Annotated in this window: 26 protein-coding genes and 1 pseudogene; 12 read left to right on the top strand and 15 right to left on the bottom strand. The window is 71.1% G+C overall.

The annotated features are described in order from the left end of the window. Positions 1-56 precede the first annotated feature (56 nt). Positions 57-422: an STAS domain-containing protein gene (locus tag ACZ4VA_RS06445; RefSeq protein ID WP_355787184.1), complete on the bottom strand. Its 366-nt coding sequence runs from the start codon at positions 420-422 to the stop codon at positions 57-59. Between the two features lie 228 nt (positions 423-650). Here ACZ4VA_RS06445 and ACZ4VA_RS06440 point away from each other — a divergent pair, with 228 nt between their 5' ends. Further along, positions 651-1043, top strand: a complete 393-nt coding sequence (locus ACZ4VA_RS06440; protein WP_355787191.1) for an ATP-binding protein — start codon at positions 651-653, stop codon at positions 1041-1043. A 361-nt stretch (positions 1044-1404) separates the two neighbouring features. Here ACZ4VA_RS06440 and ACZ4VA_RS06435 read toward each other — a convergent pair whose 3' ends face one another. Together ACZ4VA_RS06435 and ACZ4VA_RS06430 are read right to left on the bottom strand one after the other, a co-directional pair. Then, entirely contained in the window at positions 1405-1665 is a 261-nt protein-coding gene (locus ACZ4VA_RS06435; protein ID WP_355787181.1) for a putative antibiotic biosynthesis monooxygenase, read from the bottom strand. 53 nt (positions 1666-1718) lie between these two features. Further along, positions 1719-2042, bottom strand: coding sequence for a hypothetical protein (locus tag ACZ4VA_RS06430; protein WP_355787179.1), 324 nt, complete (start codon positions 2040-2042; stop codon positions 1719-1721). 98 nt (positions 2043-2140) lie between these two features. Here ACZ4VA_RS06430 and ACZ4VA_RS06425 point away from each other — a divergent pair, with 98 nt between their 5' ends. Continuing rightward, on the top strand, positions 2141-2716 hold the full coding sequence (locus ACZ4VA_RS06425; RefSeq protein WP_356172229.1) for a helix-turn-helix domain-containing protein: 576 nt from the start codon (positions 2141-2143) through the stop codon (positions 2714-2716). Positions 2717-2761: 45 nt separating this feature from the next. On the opposite strand, the gene ACZ4VA_RS06420 is transcribed toward ACZ4VA_RS06425, so the two are convergent. After that, positions 2762-3901: a hypothetical protein gene (locus tag ACZ4VA_RS06420; protein WP_356172226.1), complete on the bottom strand. Its 1140-nt coding sequence runs from the start codon at positions 3899-3901 to the stop codon at positions 2762-2764. 177 nt (positions 3902-4078) lie between these two features. Continuing rightward, complete coding sequence (locus ACZ4VA_RS06415; RefSeq protein WP_355787170.1) at positions 4079-4267, bottom strand: hypothetical protein; 189 nt, start codon at positions 4265-4267, stop codon at positions 4079-4081. Positions 4268-5106: 839 nt separating this feature from the next. Between ACZ4VA_RS06415 and ACZ4VA_RS06410 the strand changes: the two genes are divergently transcribed. After that, positions 5107-5865 (top strand): bestrophin-like domain, encoded by a 759-nt coding sequence (locus ACZ4VA_RS06410; RefSeq protein ID WP_356172223.1) that lies wholly within the window; start codon positions 5107-5109, stop codon positions 5863-5865. 15 nt (positions 5866-5880) lie between these two features. Here ACZ4VA_RS06410 and ACZ4VA_RS06405 read toward each other — a convergent pair whose 3' ends face one another. After that, a complete protein-coding gene (locus ACZ4VA_RS06405) occupies positions 5881-6468 on the bottom strand; it encodes a polysaccharide deacetylase family protein (RefSeq protein WP_468080105.1) in 588 nt (195 codons plus the stop codon). A 647-nt stretch (positions 6469-7115) separates the two neighbouring features. Here ACZ4VA_RS06405 and ACZ4VA_RS06400 point away from each other — a divergent pair. Further along, positions 7116-7436, top strand: coding sequence for a hypothetical protein (locus ACZ4VA_RS06400; RefSeq protein ID WP_468080103.1), 321 nt, complete (start codon positions 7116-7118; stop codon positions 7434-7436). A 485-nt stretch (positions 7437-7921) separates the two neighbouring features. Here the strand turns inward: ACZ4VA_RS06400 and ACZ4VA_RS06395 are convergent, their stop codons facing one another. The 4 genes from ACZ4VA_RS06395 to ACZ4VA_RS06380 form a co-directional block, all read right to left on the bottom strand. Beyond that, the gene (locus tag ACZ4VA_RS06395; RefSeq protein ID WP_356172217.1) at positions 7922-8884 is read right to left on the bottom strand and encodes a CU044_5270 family protein; all 963 of its coding nucleotides are present in this window, start codon (positions 8882-8884) and stop codon (positions 7922-7924) included. Next, positions 8877-9494, bottom strand: a complete 618-nt coding sequence (locus tag ACZ4VA_RS06390) for an RNA polymerase sigma factor (protein WP_468080101.1) — start codon at positions 9492-9494, stop codon at positions 8877-8879. Before ACZ4VA_RS06390 ends, ACZ4VA_RS06395 begins: the two co-directional genes overlap by 8 nt. Positions 9495-9836: 342 nt before the next feature. Next, complete coding sequence (locus tag ACZ4VA_RS06385) at positions 9837-10277, bottom strand: DUF6086 family protein (protein ID WP_355793423.1); 441 nt, start codon at positions 10275-10277, stop codon at positions 9837-9839. Positions 10278-10559: 282 nt separating this feature from the next. After that, entirely contained in the window at positions 10560-11204 is a 645-nt protein-coding gene (locus ACZ4VA_RS06380) for a GAP family protein (RefSeq protein WP_452922617.1), read from the bottom strand. Between the two features lie 404 nt (positions 11205-11608). Between ACZ4VA_RS06380 and ACZ4VA_RS06375 the strand changes: the two genes are divergently transcribed. Next, positions 11609-14629, top strand: a complete 3021-nt coding sequence (locus tag ACZ4VA_RS06375; protein ID WP_468080333.1) for a glycosyl hydrolase — start codon at positions 11609-11611, stop codon at positions 14627-14629. A gap of 61 nt (positions 14630-14690) precedes the next feature. On the opposite strand, the gene ACZ4VA_RS06370 is transcribed toward ACZ4VA_RS06375, so the two are convergent. Together ACZ4VA_RS06370 and ACZ4VA_RS06365 are read right to left on the bottom strand one after the other, a co-directional pair. Continuing rightward, positions 14691-15380: an esterase/lipase family protein gene (locus ACZ4VA_RS06370; RefSeq protein ID WP_468080099.1), complete on the bottom strand. Its 690-nt coding sequence runs from the start codon at positions 15378-15380 to the stop codon at positions 14691-14693. Between the two features lie 380 nt (positions 15381-15760). After that, positions 15761-15952, bottom strand: coding sequence for a hypothetical protein (locus tag ACZ4VA_RS06365; RefSeq protein ID WP_355794834.1), 192 nt, complete (start codon positions 15950-15952; stop codon positions 15761-15763). Between the two features lie 268 nt (positions 15953-16220). Here ACZ4VA_RS06365 and ACZ4VA_RS06360 point away from each other — a divergent pair, with 268 nt between their 5' ends. Continuing rightward, positions 16221-17222 (top strand): SRPBCC family protein, encoded by a 1002-nt coding sequence (locus ACZ4VA_RS06360; RefSeq protein WP_356172202.1) that lies wholly within the window; start codon positions 16221-16223, stop codon positions 17220-17222. Beyond that, positions 17219-18394, top strand: coding sequence for a zinc-dependent alcohol dehydrogenase (locus tag ACZ4VA_RS06355; protein ID WP_388905199.1), 1176 nt, complete (start codon positions 17219-17221; stop codon positions 18392-18394). The genes ACZ4VA_RS06360 and ACZ4VA_RS06355 overlap by 4 nt, the downstream gene beginning before the upstream one ends. 146 nt (positions 18395-18540) lie before the next feature. Here the strand turns inward: ACZ4VA_RS06355 and ACZ4VA_RS06350 are convergent, their stop codons facing one another. Next, complete coding sequence (locus tag ACZ4VA_RS06350) at positions 18541-19053, bottom strand: GNAT family N-acetyltransferase (protein WP_355793128.1); 513 nt, start codon at positions 19051-19053, stop codon at positions 18541-18543. A gap of 484 nt (positions 19054-19537) precedes the next feature. Here ACZ4VA_RS06350 and ACZ4VA_RS06345 point away from each other — a divergent pair, with 484 nt between their 5' ends. Continuing rightward, on the top strand, positions 19538-20023 hold the full coding sequence (locus ACZ4VA_RS06345) for a hypothetical protein (RefSeq protein ID WP_355793130.1): 486 nt from the start codon (positions 19538-19540) through the stop codon (positions 20021-20023). 140 nt (positions 20024-20163) lie between these two features. Here the strand turns inward: ACZ4VA_RS06345 and ACZ4VA_RS06340 are convergent, their stop codons facing one another. Both ACZ4VA_RS06340 and ACZ4VA_RS06335 read right to left on the bottom strand, forming a co-directional pair. Beyond that, complete coding sequence (locus ACZ4VA_RS06340) at positions 20164-20340, bottom strand: hypothetical protein (protein WP_355793132.1); 177 nt, start codon at positions 20338-20340, stop codon at positions 20164-20166. A gap of 122 nt (positions 20341-20462) precedes the next feature. Continuing rightward, positions 20463-20786, bottom strand: a pseudogene (locus tag ACZ4VA_RS06335) (PP2C family protein-serine/threonine phosphatase); the annotation flags it as partial. 161 nt (positions 20787-20947) lie between these two features. Here ACZ4VA_RS06335 and ACZ4VA_RS06330 point away from each other — a divergent pair. The 4 genes from ACZ4VA_RS06330 (at position 20948) to ACZ4VA_RS06315 (ending at position 26130) form a co-directional block, all read left to right on the top strand. Continuing rightward, a complete protein-coding gene (locus ACZ4VA_RS06330) occupies positions 20948-21760 on the top strand; it encodes a GNAT family N-acetyltransferase (RefSeq protein WP_356172193.1) in 813 nt (270 codons plus the stop codon). Between the two features lie 149 nt (positions 21761-21909). Continuing rightward, positions 21910-22776 (top strand): AraC family transcriptional regulator, encoded by an 867-nt coding sequence (locus ACZ4VA_RS06325; RefSeq protein ID WP_356172190.1) that lies wholly within the window; start codon positions 21910-21912, stop codon positions 22774-22776. Positions 22777-22949: 173 nt separating this feature from the next. Continuing rightward, positions 22950-23507 (top strand): snapalysin family zinc-dependent metalloprotease, encoded by a 558-nt coding sequence (locus ACZ4VA_RS06320; RefSeq protein WP_355791014.1) that lies wholly within the window; start codon positions 22950-22952, stop codon positions 23505-23507. A 427-nt stretch (positions 23508-23934) separates the two neighbouring features. Continuing rightward, entirely contained in the window at positions 23935-26130 is a 2196-nt protein-coding gene (locus tag ACZ4VA_RS06315) for an MMPL family transporter (protein WP_356172187.1), read from the top strand. Positions 26131-26287 lie beyond the last annotated feature (157 nt).

The following is a 26287-nucleotide window of genomic DNA, read 5'->3' as shown; positions in this document are numbered from 1 at the left end:
GGGTAGAAAGGGTGCCGGCGCGGGCTTGGGCGCCGGAAGACCCCCGTGCCACGCCGTCACCCCCCGACGGCCAGGCGGAGTGCGGGATAGCAGGGGATGACGGCGTCGAGCCCGACGATGCGTATGACGCGCAGCACCGACTCCTGCGGGGCGGCCAGCCGGATCCAGCCCCCGGCCCCGACGGCGGCGCGATGAGCGGCGATCAGTACGTTGACGCCGGTGGAGTCCATGAACGTCACCCCGCTGAGGTCGACCACGATGCGCAAGGGCGCTTCGGAGTCGTGGGTGAGCAGGGCCCGGCGGAGGTGGTCACGGATGCTGTGGTCGATCTCCCCGTGCAGGGCGACGACCCGGACGTCGTCGAAGGCGGTGGTGCCGATCGACAACCGGCCGGGCCGCGCTGCTTCGTGAGCGTCTGTCACCGGTCCCTCGTTCGCACTTGCTGGTCGGCCCCATGAGCGACGGCGTGTGGGAAGAGGCTGCCCCGCCGGTGCCCGGAAATGCCTCCCGGCGAGCGATCGGAAGCCCGGGACGCATGAGCGGCCGAGGGCGGGGTAGGCGCGCGCGTGAACGGGGGAACGAAGGTGGAATTGGTGCAGTCAGTTTCCGGCGGTGAGGAAGGCGGCGACGGGGTGCCGGCTTCCGATCCGATGAAGACCGTCGTCGCGCTCGAGGGCGGCGGTGCCTGCATCGCCGAGGCCCGGCATCTGGCGGCGGGTTTCCTGACCCGGGTCCAGGCCGAGCACGGCCTGCTCGTGTCGGCGCGGGCGATGGACCTCACGCAGCTCGTGGTGAGCGAGCTGGTCACCAACGCCCGCAAGTACGCGCCCGGACCCGTGCTGCTCGAACTGCGCATCACCGGGGACGCGGTGGAGGTGACCGTGTGGGACAGCGATCCGCTGCTCCCCGTCGCCAAGGAAACCGACCCGGGCCGGATCGGACAGCACGGCCTGGAGATCGTCATGGCCGTCGCCCTGGGCTTCGAGGTCGAGCGGGAGCCCGTGGGCAAACGCATCACCGCCCGCCTGGCTCTGTCCGACTAGGACGCAGGTGAGCCCGGCGTCCGGCCGAGACGACGGGGCCTTCCGCGTCTCGCGCGGGAAGGGGCATTTCCGGTCGTGGCGCGGACACGCGTCGGCCCTCCCGTGGGGAGGGCGCGGGAGGGACGGCGCGGGCCCGTCCGTACGACTGCGCACGGACGAGACCAGGCGGTTTCCGTCTCGCAGTGCGAGGATCACCGCCGGCTCAGCATCGCACCGGATCCGGCCACGCAACAGAGTCGTGACCGAAACCCGTCGTGCAAAAAGATCGTCGGTCGCCCCTCCCGCCGCGAGGTCCGGGCCCGCCGCTCCGGCGGGCCCGACCCGGGTCAGTGGAACGACCTCCGCGCGGTCCCGGGCGCAGTCACGCCCCGCTCCGACGGCCGATGAGGCGTGTGCGCAGCCTCTGCAGCGGTGGCATGAGGCCGTAGATGACGATGGGGACGGCGATGGTGGCCAGCACCAGCGTGCGCAGGACCATCGGTGCCCCGTCGAGCAGGCCGCGCAGCACCAGTTGGAGCACGGTGAGGGTGGGGAAGACGGCCAGCCAGATCATCAGGGCCATGTGATGTCTGGGCGGTGGCCCGACGCGCGGGGCGGGACGGGTGGCGGAGTACTCGGTCATGTCGGTCGGTCCTCACTGGGTGAAGGGAGACGTGGGGGAGAAGGGGTGGGTGTTCACAGGCCGTGCCGGCGGTCGCCGAGGACTGCTTCGGTGACCTGCCGCTCGATCTCCGGTGAGAAGGCGCGGTGTTCGGCCCATGGCTCGGCGGTGGCCCGCTCGTCCGCTGCGGGTTCGGCGGCGACGGAGGTCGCGTCATCGGGCTGACTCCGCCCGCCGGGGAACGGATTCGGCGCCTGCTGGACCTCGCGGAAGAGGGGGCCGGGTAGGGCACGGGCGTACGGGCGCTCCGTCGCCGCCAGGTGACGGGTCGGCGCCGACAGAAGGGCCGTACCGAGTGCGGCGAACGCCGTCAGGACGGCGTATGCGGTTGCTGTCATGGCGCCAGACTGCGATCCGGGCGGGCCCGCCGACCTGATTTGTTGCCGTTTCCGGGAAGAGGTTGCTGTTCCCGCGAACGGCGCGGTGCAATCGCCACGTGGAACACCCGCCCGCCGACGCCCTCCTGGCCGCGCTCGGACCCCGGCTCAGACGCCTGCGTGTCCGGCGGGGCATGACGCTGGCCGGGCTGGCCGAGGGCACCGGCATCTCCCGAAGCACGCTGTCGCGCCTGGAGACCGGCGGACGCCGCCCCGACCTGGAACTCCTGCTTCCCCTCGCCCGGTTCCACCGGGTGCCACTCGACGAACTGGTCGGCACGCGTGAGCCCGCCGAGCCGCTGACGGCGCTCGACCCACGCCGGGTCGGCCGCCGTACGGCACTCCCGCTGACCAGCCGGCCCGGCGCCCCGGCGGCCTGGAAGGTGATCATCCCGATGACCCTGAACGAGCCGGACCTGCGCGTCCACGCGGGGCACGTGTGGCTGCACGTCCTCTCCGGACGGCTGCGTCTCGTCCTGGGCTCCGAAGACCTCGTGCTCGCCTCGGGAGAGACGGCGCACTTCGACACGCGGATGCCGCACTGGTTCGGCAGCACCGGCCTGCGACCCGTCGAGCTCCTCAGCCTGTCCGGCCACCGGGACGAGCACGTACGCGAACGCGCCGGGCGTCGCTGACGTGCTCGGGACGAGGGTGCGCCGGGCACTGCCGTCCGGGCCTGCTCAGCGCGGGGTCAGCGGTCCGGCGACTGCCTCGGCCTCCGAGCGCAGCATGGGCCGCAGCCGTTCCGTGAAGACGGGGACGTACGGCCACATGACCGTCTGCCGGGCCCGTGTCGCGGGCGTGGCCGCCCACACGACACCGTTCCGGTCGGTGAAGTGGGGCCAGAGCGAGGCGTGGCCGCGCATCATGTCGGTCCGCAGACGCTCGATCAGATCCGCGGGGAGCGAGGTGATCCTCGGCGGCGGTGGCGTCCAGCCCGGCAGCGGCCCCCGGAAACCCACACCGTGACGGCGTCGCAGCAGGACGATCTCGATCACCGCCGTGACGGTGACCCCGACAGGACCGGCGAACAGGGCCACGTAGTAGGCCCGGGTCGGATCGGTGAAGGTGAAGACGTAGTCGATGAGCAGGGCGTGACCCACGGCGGTGAGCCAGACGAGCGGGACGCTGGTGAGTGGCCGTACGAGGGGATGGCCGCCCACGGCGAACGCGTTGCGCTGGATCAGGTAGAGCACGGAGCCGAAGAACACCACCAGCCAGGGACCGAACACCAGCGTGAGGAACAGCGTGGTCGTGGACCGCGGGTTGTAGTTGGCTCCGCCGTGACTGGCCCAGTACACGAAGAGGCCGCAGAACGCAGCGGTGATCAGCGCGGTCACCAGGGGCCTGGTGACCAGCCGGACGACGGTCCGCCGGGTGCCGGGGCGGGCCAGGGCGACGAGCGGACCGCAGGCCAGGAGCAGCGACACCGGTCCGGTGGCGAGCATCAGGAGACTGTCGCCGAACGCCTCTTCGAACAGGTCGTTCCCGCCTGTCCCGGTCACCAGCCGGATCAGGATCATGAGGGCGCCGAGGCCCATCAACGCGCGTGGCAGCAGCAGCCGTTCGATGAGCGGATCGGCGGCCTGTCCGGCCACCGTCGTGGCGACCGGCTGTCCGTACCGCCCCGGCACGACGCCGGGCCCGGCCAGCCCCACGACGTCGGCCGCCGAGAACCGGAACACGCGGAAGGGCCCGTAGACGCGCCGGGCCAGTCGCCAGGGGAGGAAGACGTCGAGTACCCAGGCGCCTGGCCGTTCGGGCCGCGCCGCCACGGCAGGACGGTAGGGCGGCCTGTCGTAGGCGTCGACGGCGGTCATGGTCTCTCTCCCCCGATCGGGACCCGGAACGCCGTCATGATGACATGGCAACATCAACTCGGACCTGCGATTTTCGCGCGCTCGCCTTCCGCCCCAACTCCCCGGCCGCACAGGCTCCGAGAGGCGGAACGGGGAGCCGCCCGGCCGTGACGCGGGCGCGGGCGCGGGCAGAAGCGTCTACCGCTTCTGTGCCCGGTACCGCTTGAGGAGCGCGGTGATCCGCTCGTTGTCCGCCCGCCCGTTGAGTTCCGTCAGGAGGTCGTCCGGGCAGAGCTCGTAGTGATCGCCCCACCACCGGCGTCCCCGGTTGTCCCAGATGCGGTAACCGCCCGGCACACCCCGCGCGACATAACGCCGTCCGCTCACCGGTCCCCGACCTCCCGCACCACGCTCGCCCTCCATCGCCCTCGGCGCCGAACGACCCTACGTGCGGGGCGGGCGCTGGGCGAGGTGATAATCCGGGGCCGGGCCTGGGGAGGACAGTCGCCCGCGAGCCCCCACCCGTTCGACGGCGAAGATCGGCATCGCCGTTACCGCACGTTCCACCTCGTCGTTCTAGTAGCGCGCTACCGACCTACGGAGCGTCTTCCGCACGGAACAGAGGTGCGTCCAGGTGAGCGGGTGGGTCACTGTGGGTCTCGGAGTCGCCGCCTTGTGTCCGCTGCCCGGTGTCACCGGCACGGCCGCCGCCGTCGACATCGACCACACCGCCGGGCACGGCCATATCGTGGTCTGCGCCCCGGACGCGTGGGTCGAGATCGGAGCCGGTCCACCGGCCGACCCCGTGACGCCGCCGACCCCACCCCCCTCCCCGCCTCCGGCACACACCGCGCCACCGAAAGAGCTGCCCCCGCGGCCCGCCGCTCCGGAACCACCGGTACGCCACCGCTCACCGATTCCAGCGGCCGCACCCGGCGCCACCGCGCCGGAGACACCTGCGCCCGCCCCCGCGCCACCGCCGGTCCAGCGCGTCCGGCCGGCCAGACCGGCCCCGCCGGGAGCGGCCCCCTTCCACTGGGTGCCGCGCCGCCACTACACCGGCGGAACACGGCGCCCTGTCCCCGTAGGCATGTCGACGGTCATGACCACGACCGCCGTCACCACACCGGCCGTCCTGGCCGCCGCCGCCCTGCGCCCCGGTTCCCGGCGCCGCAGCCGCGGCTGACCGCCCTCCACCCCCTCACCCGTAGTCCTGGAGTTCTCCCGTGCCGGAATGGTTGATCTACACCCTGGCCTCCGTCGTGGTCTGCGCCCTGGTCGTCTCGGTCACCGTGATGCGCCACCGCCGCCTCGCCGACGAGGACACGACGCAGACACCCGACGTCCTGGAATACATGGTGATGATGGTGGGCGTCGTCTACGCCATCGTCCTGGGCCTGGCCATCGCCGGCGTCTGGGAGGCCCGCAGCGCCGCCGAGGACACCGTCCAGCGCGAGGCCCAGGCCCTCTACGAGATCGACCAGCGCCTGGACGTCTACCCCGCCGCCTTCCGCAGCCGGGTGGGCGACCACATCGACACCTACGCTCGCCACGCCGTCACGGCGGAGTGGCCGGCCATCCAGAACGACGAGGAGCCCGGAGCCGAGGGCGCCCGGCTGATGAGCCGCATCCGGGCCGACATCGCCCGCCACACGCCCGCCGACGAACTCCAGGCGCAGGCCTACCAGCCCCTGCTGGACCAGGTGGCCGCCGCCGACGACGCCCGGCACCAGCGCCTCGACAGCGCCGGCACCACCCTTCCCGGCGTGGTCTGGTTCGGCCTCCTCGCCGGGGGAGCCGTCACCCTCGGCCTGCTCTACACCCTCCAGATCCGCCACTCGCCGCGGGAACTGCTGCTGGCGACCACCTTCAGCGCCCTGGTGGTCCTGCTGCTGTTCATGGTGTGGAGCTTCGACGCCCCCTTCGGCCACTCCGGAGCGGACTCCGCCCAGCCCTTGCGGGAGTTGTACGCCACGAGTGCCTGAAGTCCGTCGCCGGCGTCAGGAGTGCAGCAGGCTCCTGAGGTCGGTGACCCGGTAGCCGCGGGACTGGACGGCGTCGATGATCCGGGGGAGGGCCTGCACGTCCAGGGGTGCTCCGCGGCCGTCGGACGTACCGACGTGCATCTGCACGATCTCGCCCGGTGACAGCCCGTCCAGGACCCGGTCGACGACCTTCTGGACCGTCATCCCGCGCGCCGTGCCGAGGTAACCGTTGGTGTCGACGGTGAACTCGATGTCGGCGTACCCGAGCGCGTTGACGTCGGAGATGCCCCGAGGCGTGGTGGCGCTGTACGGGAACCTGAAGAACGGCAGCGGCTCCGCGCCGCTCGCCCGCCGGATCGCCCGGTCGGCCCGCAGTACCTCCCCGGACACCTGACGACTCGTCAAGTCGTCGAACCGGGGGTGACCGTAGGAGTGGTTGCCGACGCCGTGCTCGGCCGCGATCGTCCGCGCCGCGCCGGGATGACGCTCGGCGAACCGCCCTGTCAGGAAGAACGTGGCGGGAACCGCACGCCGGCGCAGCTCGGCCAGGGCTGTGTCGATCCCGGAGTCGTCCCAGGCGGCGTTGAAGGTGAGGGCGACCACTCGGTGGGTGGTGGGGATGCGCCGGACCTCCGCGCCGAGGAGCGTCTTGGGTGGCCGGGGTCGCGCGGTCGGCTCGGGTGTAGGTGAGGGTGGCGAGGCTGGGGCCAGCTGCCCTCGCGAGCGGGGGTCGGCTGCCGACCCCGTCCGCGCGGCGTCGGACGATCCGGCCGACGCGGGCCTGCTCGTCGGCGCCACGCTCGCGGCCGCCGCCACGCCCGGGCGGGGGAGGAGCAACGGCGGGGTCAGCACGGCGGCCGTAGCAAGGATCAAGGGCACGGCGCGACGCACGACGGTGCGTACAGGTCGAGGAGTCATGATCAGTCAACGGCGGCCTGGGGGAGCGGTCACGCTGGTCCTCGGTCACCGAGCTGTTGGAAGAGCTCGCCACCCGCGAGCCCGTGGAGGCCGACCTGGAGCGGGCCGCGGGTCGCCGAGGATACGCCGTTCACCGCGGTGCACACGTACCTGACGCGGCGGGCACTGGACGACGTGAGACCTTGGGCTCCTGGGTAGGGATGGCAGCGAAGGGCCAAAGATGTCCGGGCTCCGGCGTAGTCAGGCGACACCGAGGCCAGCGAGGATGTGGACGTCTTCGGGCCGGGCGTCACTCGCGTTCCGGTCTCTTGCTGTTGGATCGGATCGACACCATGGCTTGGGTAGTAGGAACGGGCGCGTTGTTGGGGCTGCTGGCGATCGCGTCGGGAATCGTCACCCTCCAGAAAGGGTGGATCCCGCCCATGGCGCGCTGCCACGTCACCAGGCCCCAACTACATGGATTCGGTGCCGTGTTCACGGGCGCCTCCGTCCTTCTGCAGAGCCTCCTCTACTTCCGAGTCGTGCCGCGCGTTTCCTGGGAGACCCGCTTCTTCGCCGGCAATGCCCTCCTGTTCGCTGGGCTGCTCCTCATCGCCTGCAGCCAGCTGCCGCTCCGCCGAAGCAGGGATCACGCGGATCCCTCAGGCGTCTGAAGGGTGGCGGTGGCTTCGCCGCGGGAACGAGAGTCCCACGTCAGGTCCCTTCGGGCTTGCGCGGCCATGACGCAGTCGTGCGGGCCGATGCAACCGTCCGCCGGGCTTCTGATTGCAGCCTCGAGCTGGATGCTGCCGAGGCGAGGCCACAACATGAAGAGTCACAAGGCCGATGGGGTTTGGCTGCTCGACCGCAGAAGCAGCCGACCGATGTTGGTGGGGCCCAGGAACCGTCAGGCTGTCGTCACGAGCGCCGCGTCGGCCGGGTCCGGCGGCGTGATCTTGTCCACGGGCCGGCCCTCCCGGGGAATGCTGGGACCCGCGGCCTCTGATCAAGGTTGGGTGGTGGCTCACGCACAGTGGGCTCGGATCGGTGCCGCCACTCGCCGATCGAACACTGCGGCGGTAGGCCGGGGCTGAAACCAGCCCCGAGTTCCGTGACGGTCAGCCAGCACAACCGTCACGAAACCCGAGGCCAAGGGGTCCTAGGGGCGCTGCCTCAGACGGTCGACGATCGCCCATTCCACCGTGTGCGACAGCTGGACATATGTCCTGCCGGAAGCGGTGGACCCCTCACTGCGGAAGCCCAGGAATTCATAGGACTCCGCATCAAAGATGAGGTAGCTGCCCTTCTGGGAACCCTCCCCGGTGTAAGCGATCCCCACTCCCGTGCGACCGGCAGAATCCTTCACTCCCGGAATCGCTTTGACCCCGGGCACCAGGGCCAGCGCCTCGTAAGCGGCGGGGCGCAGTCCCTCGGGCAGCACCGGCCATTTCAGGAGCTCGCCGAGCATGAAGTAGGCGTGGAACCAGTCGAAGCCGGCGAGGTCGTCGATCGACCGGTCGGTCGTGCCGCGGGCGGAGACGAGGGCCGGAACGAGCTTCTTCGGATCGGTCGGGAGCTTCTTGAGCTTGCTCCACTCCCGGGGAGGCCACACGAAGCTGCCCTCCTCCATCGGCTCCTCCCAGATCACGTTGCCGCGCTCCATGGTCAGGGAGCGCTTGGAGCCGTCCACCGAGTCCCAGTTCACGTCCACAAAGGTCTTTACCTTGCCGGTCTTCCGGTCCGTCTCCTTGATGATTCGCTTCGAATAGATGAACTGGTCGTCGCGCGGCGCTACGGCCGTCTCCTGATTGCCCGCGTACACAGCCGCCCCGTTCAGCACCTTCGCAGCGGCGGCGTTCTCCATCTGCGGGGCGACCGTGCCCGCGCGATCCGGGCCTTCGCCTTCGCTGGTGATAAGCACCGCCGTCCCGGTGATCGCCATGGCGACCATCCCGGCCGTCGCGAGGCGCAGCGCGCGGCGACGGCTGAGACCGGTGTCGGAGTGCCGCTCCGTGCGCGCCATCGTGTTGAGCAGTCGGTACCGGGCCTGTGCCCGGGCCGGTTCGGTGAGCGGGCCGGCGTCAGTGTCCCAGTCCCGCAGAAGTTCGAGTTCGTCACTCATGGCCGGATGCCTCTCGCAGTGTCGTCGGATCGGATCCGCCCAACGCTTCGCGTAGCTTGCTGCGAGCCCGATGCAGCCGTGATCTGACCGTGCCGATGGGGACACCGAGGGCCTGGGCCGCCTCCTCGTAGCCGAGGCCGCCCCACGCCACCAGCAGCAGCACGTCCCGGTGCCGAGCGGGCAGCGCGGCCAGTGCCGCCGCCAGCTCGCGGCGTACGGCCCGTGCCCCCACCGTGGCCGCGACACGATCGGCCAGCGGCTCCTCGTGGTCGGCGGGAGCCGGGATGCGCGCCAGGGCCTTGAAGCGGCGGGCCTCGGCCCGCCGGTGCCGGCTGACCAGGTTGGTCGCAATGCCGAGCAGCCAGGGCCTGGCGCCGTCGCCGGTGACCCGCGCGGGGTCGTACCGGTGCCGCTGCTGGAAAGCAGTGGTGAAGGTCTCTGCCATGAGGTCGTCGGCCGACTCGCCGCCGAGCCTACGGGCCAGATAACGGTGTACCGCATCCGCGTGCCGGTCGAAGAGCACGGCGAATGCCTCGGGCTCATCCCGGGACCGCGCAATGACCGAGGCATCGCTGTCCACCCCCGTGCGGACGCCTGGTTCGACGGTCATCGGGGCTCCTCTCGTTCTGGGGAACGCTTCGAAGGCTTGGGCTTTCATCTCTACTTCGCCCTTCGCCCCCGATGAGTTCCCTCGACGTCCGGCCGCCGGTCATGCGAGCGTGCGCTCCACGACCCAGCGGAAGGTGCCAAGGCCGATGCCCAGAGGCAGACCTCACCGCCGGCGCGGCCATGTGCGCCCTCACTGCCGATGTCGGTGCGCGTTTCCCACTGGGCACGTTCGCTGCCGCACACGACCGCGTGGACGCCGAGGGCGGGGCAGCATCCTGATCGACATATCCGGGTGACGAGCAGGCCGCGGAAGGCCCGAGGGCGGTCGTCGCGGCGGGTCGGCTCAGGCGGTGATCGAGCGGTCCAACTCCCGCGCCCGCGCCTCCAGCGCGTGGGCGACAGCCGGCACGGGCCGAGGACCGCCGACGTGTACGCCACGCCGGTCATCCTCGTCGCCCGTGACGGGAGCCGCGCCGGGCACCTCCACTTCGATTCCCGCGCGCCGGGCGAGGGCCAGTGCGATCGCCACGAACCCCTCGGAGAGGGCGAGGGTCACGGAGTTGCTCGTCCCGCAGTGCCGGCTGACCAAGGCGCGGGTGAACTCCCCGTACGCCGCGGGATCGACCTCAAGGGTGTCCGGGTCGCCCCAGTGCGCGCCCTGGCCGATTCCCGAGGGAAGCCCCAGCTCCGCCTCGAAGACCTGGAGCTGTCGCAGGAACAGGCGTCCGGAACCGGTCGACGGGTTCCACAACGTCTCGTCACCGGCGTCGAAGTACATGCTCATCCGATTCCCCTGTTCTGCGACCTCGGCCAGGGTAGGAGACCGGACCGTCGAGGCACACGCGGGTAAGCCTGCGCCCCAAGTCGCGTCCACCTCGTCGGCGGTTGACATGCCTAGGGCCCCGTAGTGGACGACCGGGAACCACGACATGCTCGGACAGGGGAGCGCGACCTCGTCCCCTGGCCCGATGCCTTGCGAATCAAGCAGGTTGGCCTGGGAGGCGTAGTTCCTTGTCGGTCACCTTCGGACCGGGAGAGAGTGTGATCGCAACTCGCGCCCCCTGCGTCAGGTGATCAACTGGTAGATGCTCACGGCCATCAGCCACAGGCCGGCGAGCAGAGAGAGCGTGATGATCAGCTGCTCTTGGTGCCGGCCCAGCCAGTTCCGCAGTGCGTTCAGCCGGCTCTTCGCGGCCGCAGGTGCCCAGACCGCGTACATCTCCATGACGATGAGGCTCAGGGTGGCCAGCAGGCAGTACCCCGTCAGTGCGAACCAGTCGCCGGCAGTGGAGAGGTTGGCCTTCAGGGCCGTCGCGGCACCGGCGCCAACCAAGCCCCAAGGCTGCAGCAGCCACGCCACACCGGCTGCCGTGACCCAGGAGGCGTTGTCGATCCGGGCGGCCCAGCGCGGTGGGCCGTGCGGGCGGGGCGGCCTGCGCCGCCGGTGCGCGCCGTACAGCACAAGGCCCAGACCGATGGCGAGTTTCGCGGCGATCGCGGCAGTCGAAGGCGTGCTGTGGCGGGCCGGCGGCTGACCGCCCGTCAGCAGCACCACGACGGCGATCACGGCGACCAGGTTGGCCAGCCACGACAACAGGAAGGCCAGACCCAGACGAACGCCGCTCCGCGCGGAAAGCAGAAGGATGAAGGCGCTGTTGTGCAAAGGCCCCAGACTGATGGCCGTACCGATCACCACCAGGTCGAGGACCATCGGACCAGCCGCTCCTGAGCGTCAGGGCCGTCCGTCACCCATGATCAGGGAACAGTCGGCAGACGGATGCGGCGCTTCCACCGTGCCGCATGCCCGACTTTGCTGGTGGCCGACCGGCGGGTCAAGCAGGCCACGCCCACGCAGCCGTACGCGTCGGTTTGGGAACGTACGCGAAGTTTTCGCAAGCGTGGCATCCGAGTGGTGACCCCGGTCCTTGGGGCCAGTGAGGTCACCGGCTGCGACAGGGGCCACCCGGGCTTCATGCCGCGTCCCGCGAATTCGCGCGTGCACGAGCCTTGACGCTCTCAGAGCAACGGATCTAGCTTCGACACGATTTAAACGATTCAAAACCGCAGGCCCTTAGGGGGTCTCCTCGTGCTGCCCTCCGGGAAGTGAACCAGAACATGAACGACCACTCCGCCACTCACCCGAGCCCCGGGTTTCGCCGCCGTACGCTGCTGGGTGCCGCCGTTGCCACGGCAGCCGCAGGGGCCCTCGACTGGGGGACGCCCGCCGTCGCGGCGGCCGACGCGTCCGCGGACGCGGTCATTGAACGTTTCAATGCCGACTTCTTCGCCCGGCCGGGGCGGGCCGTGGCACCGAAGTTCCGCTGGTGGTGGCCGGACGGGCTGGTCCAACCGGACGAGATCCGGCGGGAGATCGACCAGATCGCCGACGCCGGGTTCGGCGGTGCGGAGATCGCCGCCGTGCACCACAGCGTCAGCGACACCTCGGTGCTGGACACCGAGCGGCACGGCTGGGGCGGCGCCGCCTGGGTCGCCGGTGTGGAGGCCGCACTGAGCCAGGCGGCCCGACGTGGCATCACCGTGGACCTCACCATCGGCCCGAGCTGGCCCGCCGCGGTGCCCGGCATCACCCCCGACAGCGACGCGGCCGTCAAGGAACTCGCCTACGGCACGGTCACGCTGGCCCCCGGCGGCAGCCACTCGGGACCCGTGCCGGCCCCCGTGTACACGGCGGAGGCAGGCGTGACCAAGCAGGAACTGCTGCTGGTGCAGGCGGCACGGGTCGACACCGCCAACTCCACCCGCAAGGAGACCGGCCTTGCCCAGGACTCGGTACGAGACCTCACTCCAGCCGTCAAGGACGGCACCCTCGACTGGACCGCGCCGGTCGACGGCACCTACGTCCTCATCTCGTACTGGGTACGCGGGTCGGGCCAGACCCCCGAGGCCGGCCCGCACACCGCTCCCGCGGCCTACGTGGTGGACCACTTCAGCGCGGCCGGCACGCGCGCGGTGACCGACTTCTGGGAAGCCCACATCCTCACGCCCGCCGTCCGCCGGCTCCTGAAGGTCTCCGGCGGGGCCCTGTTCGAGGACTCCATCGAGCTGGAGACCGACGGTCTTCAGTGGACGCCGGGACTGCCTGAGGCCTTCGAGAAGCACACCGGACGCTCCCTGCTGCCCCTCCTGCCGGCTGTCGTCCTCGGCAACAGCAACCAGGTCTTCGCCTTCGAGGCCGCCGCCACCCGGCAGATCAGGCACGACTTCTGGGAGACCGTCAGCGCCCTCTACAACAAGCACCACGTCACGGCACTGCGTACCTGGGCCCACGGCCTCGGCCTGGAACTGCGCGCACAGCCGTACGGCCTGCAGACCGACTCCATCGCCTCCGCCGCGCTCCTGGACATCCCCGAGGGGGAGTCCCTGGGCTTCAAGAACCTGGACGACTACCGGTGTCTGGCCGGCGGCCGTGACATGGCCGGCCACACCGTGCTGTCGTGCGAGGCGGGTGCCTACGCGGGAGGGGCATACAGCACCACCTGGCAGAAGTTCCTGCGCACCATGGGCGGCGCCTACGCCGCCGGAGTCAACCAGACGGTCGTCCACGGCTTCTCCTACGCCGAGCTGCCGGGCGTCGACTGGCCGGGCTACGCGGCCTTCACCCCGTACAAGGGGACCGCGGGCTACGGCGAGTCATGGGGCCCCCGGCACGCGACCTGGAAGCACGTCCCGGACATCGCGGGCTGCCTCAGCCGCGTCCACCGGGTGCTGCAGACCGGCCGGGCGCGGGCGGACGTGGCGGTCTTCCGGCAGACCGGCTACTCGGCGACGGGCATCGGCGCCTCCTGGTTCACCGCGAGCGGCATCACCTCCGGCTGGACCCACCAGTTCCTCAGCGGGCCACTGCTCGATCTGCCCTCCGCCACCGTGCGCCGCGGCCGGCTCGCCCCCGACGGCCCCGCGTACAAGGCGCTGTTCGTCGAGGGGGACTTCTTCTACGGCTCCAGCATCACGCTGGCCCTCTCCGACGCGCGCGCCCTGCTCCGGCTCACCCGGGCCGGCCTGCCCATCGTGCTCCTCGGAGCCTGGGACACCGTCGTGCCGTCCGGCGTGCCCGACAGCGGGGAGACCGACGAACTGCGGTCCGTCGTCGCGAGTTTGCTCGCCGAGCCGCTGGTCAGGCGGGTCGGCGACAAGACGGCGGTGCCGACCGCGCTCGCCGAGCTGGGGGTGCGGCCCGACGTGCGGTACGCGACCTCCTCCACGTTGCTGAACTTCCACCGGGTGGCCGACGGGGTGGACTACTACTACCTCTGCAACGGCAAGCACGCCGAGACCGTCAAGCCGCCCGTGGCCGCCATCGATCACGAGGTGACCCTGTCCCGCACCAGCGGAGACGGGGTGCCGTACCTCCTCGACCCGTGGTCCGGGCGGGTCGAGCGGATCGCCCGCTACACCGAGGACGAGGACACGGTCACCGTGCGCGTCGCCCTCCAGCAGGCGCAGATGCAGATCGTGGCCATCGGCAGGCCCGGCCTGTTCGGGGACCGCCACGGCAACCGCCCGCACGCCGTCGACAGCGAGGCGGAGCAGGTGCGCTTCACCGAGGACGGCCTCACCGTCCGTGCCTCGCAGTCGGGCACCTACCGCACGGTCCTGTCCCAGGGGCGCACCGTCCGCACGACCCTGAAGGACGTCCCGTCGGTCACCGAACTGACGGCGTGGCAGCTGCACGTCGAGGACTGGCGGCCCGGCCCCACGGCCACCCGCACCACGGTCGTCGAACACGACCTCGACCTGGACGCCCTGCTGCCCTGGTCGCAGATCCCCGCACTCGCCGACGTCTCGGGCATCGGCCGCTACCGCACCACGGTCACCCTCGGCGAGGGCTGGAGCGGCGGCCACGGCGCGTACCTCCAGCTCGGCACGGTCACCGACACGTGCCGCGTCACCGTCAACGGACACCGCCTGGACCCGGTCGACCAGATCCGCCCGGTGGTGGACCTCGGCGGGCTGCTGCGGCAAGGCCGCAACGTCATCGAGGTGGAGGTCGCCACACCACTCGCCAACCGGCTGCGGGTCAGCGACCCGGCGGTCTACGGGGGCCTGGCGCGCGCGGCGTACGGGCTGGTGGGGCCGGTGCGCCTGGTGCCCTACGGAGAGGCCCGGATCGGCTGAGCCGGCGGGCGGTACGGCGTGCGGTCCCGGACGGAGCGCACGCCGTACCGCCCCGGACTTCCTAGCTGTTGATCATGTCCCGGGACTGGGCGTACACCGTCGCGTCGTCGAACAGGCCGGTGTGGCTCAGGCAGGCGGTCCTGGTGTTGACGGCGCCGGACACCGCCACGGAACTGTCCGGGTTGATCACCGTGTCGCAGGGCGACCACCAGGTCGCGTACCGGGGCGAACCGGGGCTCTCGTCACCGGAGTTGAGCGCCCCGAGGAAGGAGGAGCCGACGCGCATCTCCGTACATGACGTGTCGAAGCAGGAGTTGGCGCTGTCGGTCCCGTGGTTCGGGCCGCCCAGCGACACCCAGGCGTCCACCTCGGACGTGCCGCCGAGGTTCTTCAGGAAGTAGCGCGAGGAGAGGCCGCCCATCGAGTGGCTGACGATGTCGACCTTGGTGGCGCCGGTGGCGGCGAGCAACCGGTCCACCTCCGCGGCCAGTTGCTGTGCGGTGACGGCGTTCGACTGGCGCCAGTTGTACGACCACTGGTCCAGGTGCGTCGACGGCCAGCCGTCGTTCGCGAACCGGGCCGCCATCGTGTTCCAGTTGCCTCCGTCGCCGGTGTAGCCGTGTACGAACAGGATCGGGTTGCTGGAGGAGCGGAATGCGGAGGCGCTCGACGCTTCGGCGGGGACCGACGCCTGCGCGGCGAACAGAGCGGTGGCCGTGGCGACGGCCGAGATCACGAGGGATCTCTTCATCGGGGAATCTCCCAGGGGTGGGGTCGTACAGCGCGCGACGGCGCTTCGGACGGAACAGGAGGGCGTCGCGTGGTTCCCCGGCCATGGGACGAGGACAGCCCGGGGCACGGGGGAACGGTTCCCGGGTCACGGGAGAGCCGAGGGCCCTGGGCACGTGGGGGCGTGCCGCGGGCGCGTTGGTGGGACGCGGCGGGGGAGAACACCGGTGTTCGTCGAGGGGTGGCGTGAGCGTACTGACCAGTAGGTACGGAGCGTCAAGACTCGTGCCGGGGAAACTTCAACTGTTTCCGGGGCAAGGACATGCGCGGACGGCGAGCCGCCGGTGGCCGCTCGCCGTCCTGGGCCCTGTGCCTGTCGGGGCCGGCCGCCCTGGCGGTCGCTCAGGCGGGGTGGTCCGGCTGCTGGTCCGGCGGCGTGCCGCCGCCCTCGCCGCCGCCCTTGTCACCACGGTCCGTGCCCTTGGCGCGCCCGCCTCCCTCGGCGGGCTGCGATGCCTTCAGCGACTGGCTGTCCTCCGGCGTCGCCGCTCCCTTGTCGCTGCGCCGCAGCTCGGGCTGCTGGGGATCGGGCATGATCGTCGCACCTCCCACTCCTGAAGGGCTGTTGTCACGCCGGCGGGTCTCCGTGAGGGCGTACGGCAAACGTGCCTGGTCGCCGCTACGGGGGCGCTCGCGCGCCCTGGCCGCCGTACCCCCGTCCCGGACAGGTGGGACCCGGTCCGGCGGGTGATCCGGCGTTGTTTGTTTGGATCGCCCGGATCCGGGTGCTCGTCACAGTGGCCGCAGAGCGCTGAAGCGACGACATGCCCGCCTTCACGCCCGACTCGTTCAGGAGTGAACCATGACGACCGGACTGGAACCACGTACGCGAACCGAGAGCCCGCCCGGCGGGACACCACCCGCCTCGGACCGGCCGCGGAGTTCGCCCGCCGCCCTGCGGCACGATCCGCTGGTCCGCGGTCTCGGCTGGGCCAGTGCGCTGCTCGGGGTGCCGCAGGTGGTCAAGCCCGGGCCGGTCGCGCTGGGCCTCGGGGTGGCGGGCGAGCCGCGCCACCGGCTGGCCACCGTGGCGGTGGGAGCACGCGAGCTGACGGCGGCGGCCGGCCTCCTCGCGAAGCCGCACCCCGCCTGGCTGTGGGCCCGCGTCGGCGGGGACGCCATCGACCTGGCGCTGCTGACCAGAGCACTGAGGAACCACGACGGCCGCGGCATCCGCCGCACGGCGTTCGTCACGGCGGCCGTGGCGGCGATCGCGGTCACCGACGTCTACGCGGCCGTGAGCCGTTCGAGCAGGAGCACGCCCATGGAACTCACCGCCAGCACCACCCTCATGCGATCCCCGGACGAGGTGTACGCCCACTGGCAGCAGCTCGACAGGCTGCCGGACTTCATGGCCCACCTGGACGAGGTGCGGTCCACCGGAGGAGGCACCAGCCACTGGAAGGCGTCCGCGCCGTTCGGCAAGACCGTGGAGTGGGACGCCGAGATCGTCGAGGACGTACCCGGCCGGATCCTGGCCTGGCGGTCACTCGAAGGCGCCGACATCGCCAACTCCGGCGAGGTGCGGTTCGCGCCAGCCCCCGGGGACCGGGGCACCGAGGTGCACGTCACCCTCCGCTACGACCTCCCCGCCGGCTCGCTCGGCAAGGCGGTGGCCCGCTACTTCGGCGAGGAACCGTCCCAGCAGCTCGACGACGACCTGCGCCGCTTCAAGCAGGTCGTGGAGACCGGGGAGGTCGTCCGCTCGGAGGGGGCACCCGGCGGCAAGCAGGCCCGCGAGGAGTTCCCCCAGCACCCCGCCCGGCCACTGACCAAGCGCGAGCTCAAGGAGGTGCTGTCGTGAAGGCCAACTGCTGGATGGGCAAGAACAAGGTCAAGGTCAAGAAGGTCCCCGACCCGTCGATCCTGAACCGGCGTGATGCCATCATCAAGGTCACCTCGACGGCGATCTGCGGCTCCGACCTGCACCTCCTCGACGGGTACGTCCCCAGCATGCAGAAGGGGGACATCCTGGGCCACGAGTTCATGGGCGAGGTCGTCGAGGTCGGGCCCGGCGTCGACTCCGACAAACTCCGCGTCGGGGACCGGGTCGTGGTGCCCTTCCCGATCGCCTGCGGGTCCTGTGCCGCCTGCCAGGCCGAGCTGTACTCCTGCTGCGAGAACTCCAACCCCAACGCCGGCATGGCGGAGAAGCTCTTCGGTCATCCGACGGCCGGGATCTTCGGCTACTCCCACCTCACCGGCGGCTACGCCGGAGGCCAGGCGGAGTACGCGCGCGTGCCGTTCGCCGACTTCAACCCCCTCAAGATCGAGTCCGACCTCACCGACGAGCAGGTCCTCTTCCTCTCCGACATCCTCCCCACCGGATACATGGGCGCCGAGATGTGCGACATCCAGGACGGGGACGTCGTCGCGGTGTGGGGCGCGGGCCCGGTGGGCCAGTTCGCCATGGACAGCGCCCGGGTGCTGGGCGCGGCGCAGGTCATCGCGATCGACAAGGAGGGCTACCGGCTCGACATGGCCGCCTCCGAGGGCTACACGACCATCAACTTCGAGGAAGTCGACGTCCGTTCGGCCCTGCTGGACCTGACCGGCGGGCGCGGCCCGGACAAGTGCATCGACGCGGTGGGCCTGGAGGCGTCCCACGGCGCCGGTCACGTGCACTTCTACGACAAGGCCAAGCAGGCCGTACGCTCCGAGACCGACCGCCCGCACGCCCTGCGCCAGGCGATCACGTCGTGCCGCAGTGGCGGCGTGGTCTCGGTGATCGGCGTCTACGGCGGCTTCGTCGACAAGTTCCCGGCGGGTGCCTGGATGAACAGGTCGCTGACCCTGCGCACCGGGCAGTGCCACGCCCAGCGGTACATGAAGCCGCTGCTCGAACGCATCGAGCGCGGGGAGATCGACCCGACCCGCATCATCACGCACACCATGCCGCTGAGCGACGCGCCGCACGGTTACGACATCTTCAAGAACAAGCAGGAGAACTGCGAGAAGGTCGTCCTCAAGGCCTGACCGCCCTGTTTGACCTTCACCGCACGACGGCACGACACGGCAGAGACGGTACGAGTCCGTCTCTGCCGTTCGTCGTCGGGCAGTTGCCGGTCAGCCGGGGGCGTGGCCCCCGGTTCGCCGGTACGCTCCCGCCCTCGCGCCCGGCATCACCAGTCCCGCTGCCACCGGATCTCACCGTCGTGCACGGTGTCGGTCGGAGTCAGGCCGGCGGCTCTGGCGACCGCGGCGGACGCGTGGTGGTCGGGGTGCACGTGTGCGATGACGCGCCCAACGGACCGGCGGCCGAGCCAGTCCACGAGTCCCCCGGCCGCTTCCGAGGCGATGCCCCGTCCTTGCCACGCCGAGCCCACGACCCAGGCCACCTCGGCGACCGGGCCGTGCTCGGCGGGGCCGACCGTCGCCTGGACCGTGCCGGTCAGGCACCCCTCGTCGCGCAGCCTCACGACCCAGTTCAGCCAGGAGACGGCCGGGTCGGGAGAACCCGCGGTCATACGTGCGTAGCGCGAGCGGAGGCCCTCCACGGTGTCCGGTGTGCCGCCGATGAAGGTGTGCAGAGCCGGGTCGGACAGCACCGTGGCCATCTCGTCGGCGTGCTCGACCAGCAGCGGCAGCAGGTCCAGCCGCGCGGTCCTGATGGTCTCGGCCACCATGACGGTCATGCCACCACCACCTCGTGGGATGCGTCGAAGTGGCGGTGCCCGAGGTGGACTCCGGCGTGTGCGGGTGCGTGCGGGCGGGACACGTCGCCGGATGGCGAGGCGGTGTACCTGGCCAACTGGGCTGTCCCGTAAGCGACTTCGGGGCGAAGTATCTGCCCAGTACCGTCAAGGGTGTTCGTTTCGGCGCCAAGTCCTTGGCCGGTGGCCGTGCGAGAGCCGTGCCGTGTGGAAACGTCCTCGCCGGCCGGGCTGAGTACGGACATACCGATCCCGCCCCTACGGCGCACACCGCTCTGTCCGTCGATCATCGACCCACCTCCCCGGGAAAGGTACGCCCTTCCTGCGAGCACTGTCGCGGGACGAGGTCTTGGGAAAGGTGCTGCTCGGCACCCCCGTGGACCGGTCCGGACGGTTACGGTGACCCTGCGCAGCCCGGGGCGACCCCGGCGCTGTCCAGCACCACCCGTCCATCGGAGGAACGCGCATGACCCGGATGCCCGGTACCGCCCGATGGGCGCGCGCCCTGCTCGTGGTCGTGGGCGCGTGCGGTGTCGTCCCCGCGGTGCGGCTGACGGTGAGCGCGGTGAGGTTCGAGACAGGTGCGATGGGCGCGTTCGTGCTGGGCATGCTGCTCGCCGCGGCTCTCGCCTGCGCGTCGCTGGCCGGGTCCTGTCTCGTCATCGCGGCGAGGTTCGCCGACGGCGGCGACAAGGTGCGCGTCGGCGCGCTCGCCGTGGGCTGGCTGGTCGCCGTCGGGAGTGCCGTCGCGGTGCTGAGCGGCCGGGGCGTCTGGGGTGCCGGAGTGGCGACGGGCGCGCTGCTTGCCGTACTCACCACGGGACGCGACACGAGGGAGTGGTTCGACCGTCCCCGTCTCACGTCGTCGCCGGGTGAGGAATCGCGGAACTCGCCGGTGTCCGGGCGCCCGACCGTCGGCCTGGGCGGAAGCGGTGTCCGAGGCGAGGATTGACTCACCTCCGTGTCCCTGCGATGGCCAATCTGATGACTGCTCGGCGCGATCAAGGCCGCCGGGAAGCCTCTGAGGGCATGGAGAAAGGCCGATGTGCGCCACGGGGGAGCCCATCGGCCCTTCTCTCGGTGCGTCGTCGGTCAGTCGACGTGGAACGCGCCGGCCTCGAACGTCTCGATCTCGATGCCGTCCACGCGGACGTGGCTGCCCTCGATGTAACCGCCGTCGATGTCGGAGTCGTGAGCGGCGGCGGGGGACGCGGCCATGAAGCCGGCAGCGGTCAGACCGACCAGCACCAGGGAAATACGCCGAAGCATGGGTTTCTCCTTCGAGAGGGGGACTGTGACGACTCTTAACCAGCCCACGGTCCGTCGCACGTCGAGTCGACCGGGTGGGTGGTGCGCGCCGCCCCTACGGCCCGGTCTTCACCCGCACGGACCTACCGCCGAGCCGCGACCACGTCGGCGACCACGCAGCTGACGTTGTCGGGGCCGCCCGCGTCGTTGGCCAGGGCGACGAGTTCGCGTACCGCCCGCTCCGGGCTGTCGGCCGCCGCGACGACCTGCCGTACGTCGTCGGGCGGTACGACGGCGGACAGGCCGTCGGAGCAGAGCAGATACCGGTCCCCGGCCCCGACGTCGTGCAGGCGCATGTCCGGTGCGACGGCTTCCTGGCCCAGTGCCCGCACGAGCAGCGACCGCTGGGGGTGGGAGACGGCCTCGTCCGGGGTGATGCGTCCCTCGTCCACCATGGACTGCACCACGTGCGACCTTCCCCAAGGTGAAGGTCAATCAGGCCGTCGGAGCCGGCGCACGGCGCCTGCGCGGGAGCCGGGAAGCGGCCTGGACCGGGGCACGGCGGGGTGCCGCACGCTGCGCCCCCAAATACACATGCGCTCCGCTGCGCCGCGCGTCACGATGAGCCATGACCTGGCAACTGAGCGAAGACGTCCACAAGTTCCGTGCGGCCACAGGGGAGTTGCTGGCGGGTGACCTCGCCCGCGCGTCCGTACTCCTCACCGTGTCCGAGGGGGTCCGTGCCGGAGTGTGGCCGGACGCCCGCTTCGGCTGGTGGACCGAGGGTGACATGGTCACCGGGGCCTACCTCCGTACACCGCCGCACCCGGCGGTCCTCGGCCCCATGCCCCAGGAGGCGGCCCGTGGGCTCGCGGGGGTGCTGCGGGGCACCGGGCTGGTGGGCGTGCGAGGGGCCGATACCGTCGTGTCGGCGTTCGGCGGGGCCTGGGGTCCGTACGAAGTGGAGCGCGCGGAGCGGCTGTTCGCGCTGACCGAGCTGGTCGCTCCGGCGTCGGTCCCGGGCAGGGCGAGGCTCGCCGAGGCGGCGGATCTGGCGCTGCTGACGTCCTGGCTGGAGGCCTTCCTCACGGAGGTGGGGCTTCCCGCGGACCCGTACATCGAAGCGCTCGCGAGGCGTCGGGTCGCCGCCGGTCAGCTGGTCGTGTGGGAGGTCGACGGCCAGGGCCCGGTGTCTCTGGCGGCCACCTCCGACGTACTGGCCGCCCACGCCCGGATCGGCCCCGTCTACACCCCGCCCTCGCGACGCGGCCGAGGGTACGCCGCCGGTGCCACGGCCGCGGCGACCCGGCTCGCCCAGGAGCGCGGGGCCGCGCAGGTGATGCTCTTCGCCGACCACGCCAACCCGACCAGCAACGCCCTTTACCGCAGGCTCGGTTATCGCGAGCTGGAGGACCACCTGTCGCTGCGGCTGTCGGACTGAGCCGTGCCCCGTCGGGGTGCGGACGGGGTCGTACTGAGGATCGGTGTGCGAGCGCCGCGGGGACCCGACTGGATCGGGCACAGGATGTCGGGTCCGGGGCGGGGTGCACTGCCTAGCGTGGTGATCGACAGACAGGAAGGAGGCCGGACGTGCTGGAGCGGCTCAACCAGGCCATGGAGCACATCGAGGGCCACCTGGACCGGTCCCTCGACGTGGCGGAGCTGGCGCGCATCGCGGCCACGTCGGAGTACCACCTGCGCCGGATGTTCTCCGCGCTGGCGGGCATGCCGCTGTCGGAGTACGTCCGGCGCCGGCGGCTCACCGTCGCGGGTGCCGAGGTACTCGCGGGAGGCGAGCCGCTGCTGGGGATCGCGGTGCGCTACGGCTACGGATCGGGTGAGGCGTTCGCCCGGGCGTTCCGGGCCGTGCACGGTGTCGGTCCGGGCGAGGCGCGGCGCACCGGTGCCTCGTTGGTGTCCCAGCCCCGGCTGTCCTTCCGCCTCACCGTCGAAGGGACAAGCAGCATGCGCTACCGCGTCGTGTACAGGCCGGACTTCAGCGTCGTGGGACTCAAGGCCCGGGTGCCACTGGTGCACAGCGGTCCGAACCAGGCGATCATCGACTTCGTCCGCGGCATCGACCCGGGGACGCTGGAGCGGCTGAAGGGGATGTCGGACCAGGAACCACTGGGCGTCGTCGCGGTCTGCGACGACCTGGACCCGAGCCGTGCCGAGGGCACCGAACTCGACTACTACCAAGGGGTGATCACGTCCGCGGCCGCTCCCGAGGGCACGGTCAGGCTTCCGGTCGCGGCCGGTACCTGGGCGGTCTTCAATGTCTCGGGGCCCGTGCCGGAGGCGATCCAGAATCTGTGGCGGGACGTGTTCACCGAATGGTTCCCCTCCAATCCGTACCGCAGCAGGCCCGGCCCGGAGATCCTGCGGACGAGCCTGTCGCCGGACGGGACGGAGGCCGACGCGGAACTGTGGCTCCCCGTCGAGCGTGAACAGCGCTGACAGCGGCGCGAGTTCGGGTGCGTGCCCCCGCGCTCCTCGTGACGGGGGCCGGGCGGTCGGGCGGCGGTCCGCCAAGTCGCGCTCCGGAATGACGGATTGGTCTTCGTTCCGGTGGGGGAGGGAGTCAGCGAATGTCATGTGCACGACTGCCTGCCCCCACAAGGAGGTCGACCATGCACGTCCGGACCACGACCGGCGGTCTCGCCGCCACGCTGCTGCTGTCCCTGCCCCTGATGGGCGGCCAAGCCACGGCCGCCCCCACCCCGAGCGCCGGATCCGTCTCGGCCGCCCGTGTCGTCACGTACGACGCGAGCGGCTCCGCCGAGTTCCGGAGTGCGGTGGACCGGGGTGCCGCGATCTGGAACGAGAGCGTCGACGGCGTCGAACTGCGCCCCGTCGCCTCCGGACAGCGCGCCAACATCCGGGTCCTCGCGGACAACGGATGGCCCCGCGCGCTGACCACCTCGCTCGGCAACGGAACCGTCTACATCGGACGGGAGGCCGTCAACCAGGGGTACAACACCGTCCGCATCTCGTCCCACGAGCTGGGGCACATCCTCGGCCTGCCCGACCGCAAGCCCGGCCCCTGCTCCAGCCTGATGTCCGGCTCCAGCGCGGGCGTCTCGTGCACGAACCCCTATCCCAACACCGCCGAAAAGGCGGAGGTGGAGGGGAACTTCGGAGCCGCGCTGACCACGGCGGCCCCACGCGAAACGCTCACCATCGGCTGACACGCCACAGCCCGACACAACGTAACGACCGGTGCCCCGGGGAAGCACGCACCCCGGGGCACCGCGATGTCTCCGGGGGGGCGTGCACGGATCTCGTGGCGGACCCCCACGTCCTATCCCAGGCCCAGGATTCCTCGTATGGGTGAATCACGAAGGCAAGTTCTGAGGCCCGGACCGGGCCCGGCCACGCGGGGCCGCCCATGGCCCCGACCGGCTCCGTCGTGTTCGCGTTGCTCCAAAACCGGCCACCGAAGTGATCATCGCGTCAAGTCCGGCGCTCTGCCTGAGGATTGTTGTTGCGGTCACTACGATCGGAGCCCAAGACAACCGATCGGCCGGTGCCGGTGGAGGGCGCCGGTCGGGGTCGCCGATGCCAGGGTCCGCTCCCCGGGCTGTGGTGATCTTCCTGCGTAGGAGGACCTTCCGCATGTTCCGAAGTATCGGGAACGCCGTCGTCCGACATCCCGTGTGGACGATCGTGGCATGGCTGATCGCGGCGGTGGCGATCGTCGCCACCGCCCCGAGTCTGCCCTCGAGCAGTGACGAGAGCAGCTTTCTGCCCAGCAGCTATGAATCGATCAGGGCGGCCGACCTTCAGGAGAAGGCGTTCCCCAGCGCCTTCACCCCGTCCGCCATCGCCCTCTACCAGCGCGGCGACGGCGGCAAGCTGACCGCCGCCGACAAGAAGGACGTCGCCCGCATCACCCGCGAGCTGGGCGAGAAGCACATCGACCAGGTGCAGAAGGTCGTCGCCGGCCGGCCGTCCAAGGACGGCCGCTACACCATGACCCTGGTCCAGATGGACAGCAAGAACGCCGGCCAGCCCAAACAGGCCGACGCGGCCGAGACCCTGCGTACGGACGTCAAGGAGCTGACCAAGGGCACCGACCTCGACGTGAAGCTGGGCGGTTCCGCCGCGCAGGCCCTCGACCAGCAGGAGTCCTCCAGCCGCGGTCAGGCACTGATCGGCATCGGCACTTTCGTGATCATCCTGGTCACCCTGCTGATCATCTTCCGGGCGCCGATCCTCGCCGTACTGCCACTGGTCCTGATCGGACTGGTGTCCGCCATCGCCAACGGGCTGATCGCGTACGCCACCAAGCTGTTCGACCTCCAGGCGAACAGCTCGATCTCGTCGATCCTCATCGTCGTGCTGTTCGGCGTGGGCACGGACTACTTCCTCTTCCTCATGTTCCGTTACCGGGAACGTCTGCGCGCCGGTGACGAACCGAAGGAGGCCATGGTCAACGCGGTCGGCCGGGTCGGCGAGGCCATCGCCTCCGCCGCCGGCGCGGTCATCATCGCCTTCCTCGCGCTGGTCCTGTCCACGCTCGGCTTCCTGAAGCAGATGGGCCCGGCGCTCGCCATCGCGGTCGCCGCCACACTGGTCGCCGGACTGACCCTCATCCCGGCGGTCGTCTCGCTCATCGGCCCGAAGGTCTTCTGGCCGTCCAAGTCCTGGCGGCAGGAGCCGGAGAACGCCCGCTTCGCCGCCCTCGGCCGCGGTGTGCGGCGCCGCCCGGCCCTCACCGCCGCGCTGTCCGGCCTCGTCCTGGTCGCGCTCTCGCTCGGCATGTTCGGCTACAAGGCCACGTTCGACCTGGCGTCGGGGTCCATGCCCGACACCAAGGAGTCCATGGTCGTCCAGGACGAGATGCAGAAGGCGTACTCGGCCGGCGCCGCCGCCCCCACCGACGTCTACCTCTCCAGCACCGGGGGTGAGCCGCTCGACAAGGCCGCCTTCGACGGATACGCGGACAAGCTCGGTGCCGTGGACGGTGTGGCGAGCGCCCGCCTGACCCAGCTGAACAAGGACGGCACCACCGCCGACTTCACCGTGACCCTCGAGTACGAGGCGTCCACGGACCGGGCGATCGACGCCGTGGGCGAGGTGCGCGACGTCGCGCACTCAGCCGCCCCCGACGGAACCGAAGCCCTCGTCGGCGGCATGTCATCGATCTACAAGGACATCGGCACCGCGGTCAACCACGACTACCGCACGGTCTTCCCGGTCGCCGCCGTCCTGATCATGGTGATCCTCGGGCTGCTGCTGCGCAGTGTGGTGGCCCCGCTGTATCTGATGGCCTCGGTGGGTCTCGGGTTCGGCGCCACTCTCGGTGCCACCGTCTGGATCTTCCAGGACGGCCAGGGGCACTCGGGGCTGATGTTCATGCTCCCGGTGATCATGTATCTCTTCGTGGTCGCCATCGGCACCGACTACAACATCCTCATGATCGCCCGGCTCCGCGAGGAGGCGCGCGAGGGCCGAGATCCGCGCGAGGCGGCCGGTATGGCGCTCCGGTACGCCGGTCCGACCGTGGCGGCGGCCGGGTTCATCCTGGCGGCGACCTTCGCCACGATGATGCTCGCGGGCAACGCGCTCCTGACCGAGATGGGCTTCGCGGTGTCGTTCGGGATCGCGGTCGCGGCCTTCGTGATGTCCATGTTCTTCACGCCGAGCCTCACCGCGCTGATCGGCCACGCGGCCTGGTGGCCGGGGCACGGGGACCGAGCGGTGGGCGCGGCAGCGGGACCCGGCGCGGGTGTCGCCGAACCCGCCCCGGCACCCGCGGACCGGGCGCACGACACCGCCGAGGAGGAACCGTCCGGGCGCACCCGGTGAAGTACCACTCCCCGCGCCCGAAGGCGTGGGGAAGTGTCGCCTCCCGGCGCCCGCGGGTACCGGGAGGCGACGCCCACGTCCGCCGCTGAGAGTCGTCGGCGAGGGCGCTGTGGGCCGCCGCTCAGCGCGGCGGCGGCCCATGTGGGGTCCGGCGGGT

This window comes from Streptomyces sp. NPDC028308 (genome assembly GCF_055565855.1).
Note: the sequence above shows the minus strand (reverse complement) of the source record. Positions and strands in the feature narration are given on the sequence as shown.

Coding starts and splice junctions, on each gene's coding strand:
- ACZ4VA_RS06435 (WP_355787181.1), bottom strand. CDS start 1,665: ATGACCGAGTACTCCGCCACCCGTCCCGCCCCGCGCGTCGGGCCACCG.
- ACZ4VA_RS06340 (WP_355793132.1), bottom strand. CDS start 20,340: ATGCTTCGGCGTATTTCCCTGGTGCTGGTCGGTCTGACCGCTGCCGGC.
- ACZ4VA_RS06430 (WP_355787179.1), bottom strand. CDS start 2,042: ATGACAGCAACCGCATACGCCGTCCTGACGGCGTTCGCCGCACTCGGT.
- ACZ4VA_RS06385 (WP_355793423.1), bottom strand. CDS start 10,277: ATGAGCATGTACTTCGACGCCGGTGACGAGACGTTGTGGAACCCGTCG.
- ACZ4VA_RS06375 (WP_468080333.1), top strand. CDS start 11,609: ATGAACGACCACTCCGCCACTCACCCGAGCCCCGGGTTTCGCCGCCGT.
- ACZ4VA_RS06395 (WP_356172217.1), bottom strand. CDS start 8,884: ATGAGTGACGAACTCGAACTTCTGCGGGACTGGGACACTGACGCCGGC.
- ACZ4VA_RS06390 (WP_468080101.1), bottom strand. CDS start 9,494: ATGACCGTCGAACCAGGCGTCCGCACGGGGGTGGACAGCGATGCCTCG.
- ACZ4VA_RS06330 (WP_356172193.1), top strand. CDS start 20,948: ATGACCTGGCAACTGAGCGAAGACGTCCACAAGTTCCGTGCGGCCACA.
- ACZ4VA_RS06350 (WP_355793128.1), bottom strand. CDS start 19,053: ATGACCGTCATGGTGGCCGAGACCATCAGGACCGCGCGGCTGGACCTG.
- ACZ4VA_RS06345 (WP_355793130.1), top strand. CDS start 19,538: ATGACCCGGATGCCCGGTACCGCCCGATGGGCGCGCGCCCTGCTCGTG.
- ACZ4VA_RS06360 (WP_356172202.1), top strand. CDS start 16,221: ATGACGACCGGACTGGAACCACGTACGCGAACCGAGAGCCCGCCCGGC.
- ACZ4VA_RS06320 (WP_355791014.1), top strand. CDS start 22,950: ATGCACGTCCGGACCACGACCGGCGGTCTCGCCGCCACGCTGCTGCTG.
- ACZ4VA_RS06420 (WP_356172226.1), bottom strand. CDS start 3,901: ATGACCGCCGTCGACGCCTACGACAGGCCGCCCTACCGTCCTGCCGTG.
- ACZ4VA_RS06365 (WP_355794834.1), bottom strand. CDS start 15,952: ATGCCCGATCCCCAGCAGCCCGAGCTGCGGCGCAGCGACAAGGGAGCG.
- ACZ4VA_RS06380 (WP_452922617.1), bottom strand. CDS start 11,204: ATGGTCCTCGACCTGGTGGTGATCGGTACGGCCATCAGTCTGGGGCCT.
- ACZ4VA_RS06370 (WP_468080099.1), bottom strand. CDS start 15,380: ATGAAGAGATCCCTCGTGATCTCGGCCGTCGCCACGGCCACCGCTCTG.
- ACZ4VA_RS06440 (WP_355787191.1), top strand. CDS start 651: ATGAAGACCGTCGTCGCGCTCGAGGGCGGCGGTGCCTGCATCGCCGAG.
- ACZ4VA_RS06315 (WP_356172187.1), top strand. CDS start 23,935: ATGTTCCGAAGTATCGGGAACGCCGTCGTCCGACATCCCGTGTGGACG.
- ACZ4VA_RS06400 (WP_468080103.1), top strand. CDS start 7,116: ATGGCTTGGGTAGTAGGAACGGGCGCGTTGTTGGGGCTGCTGGCGATC.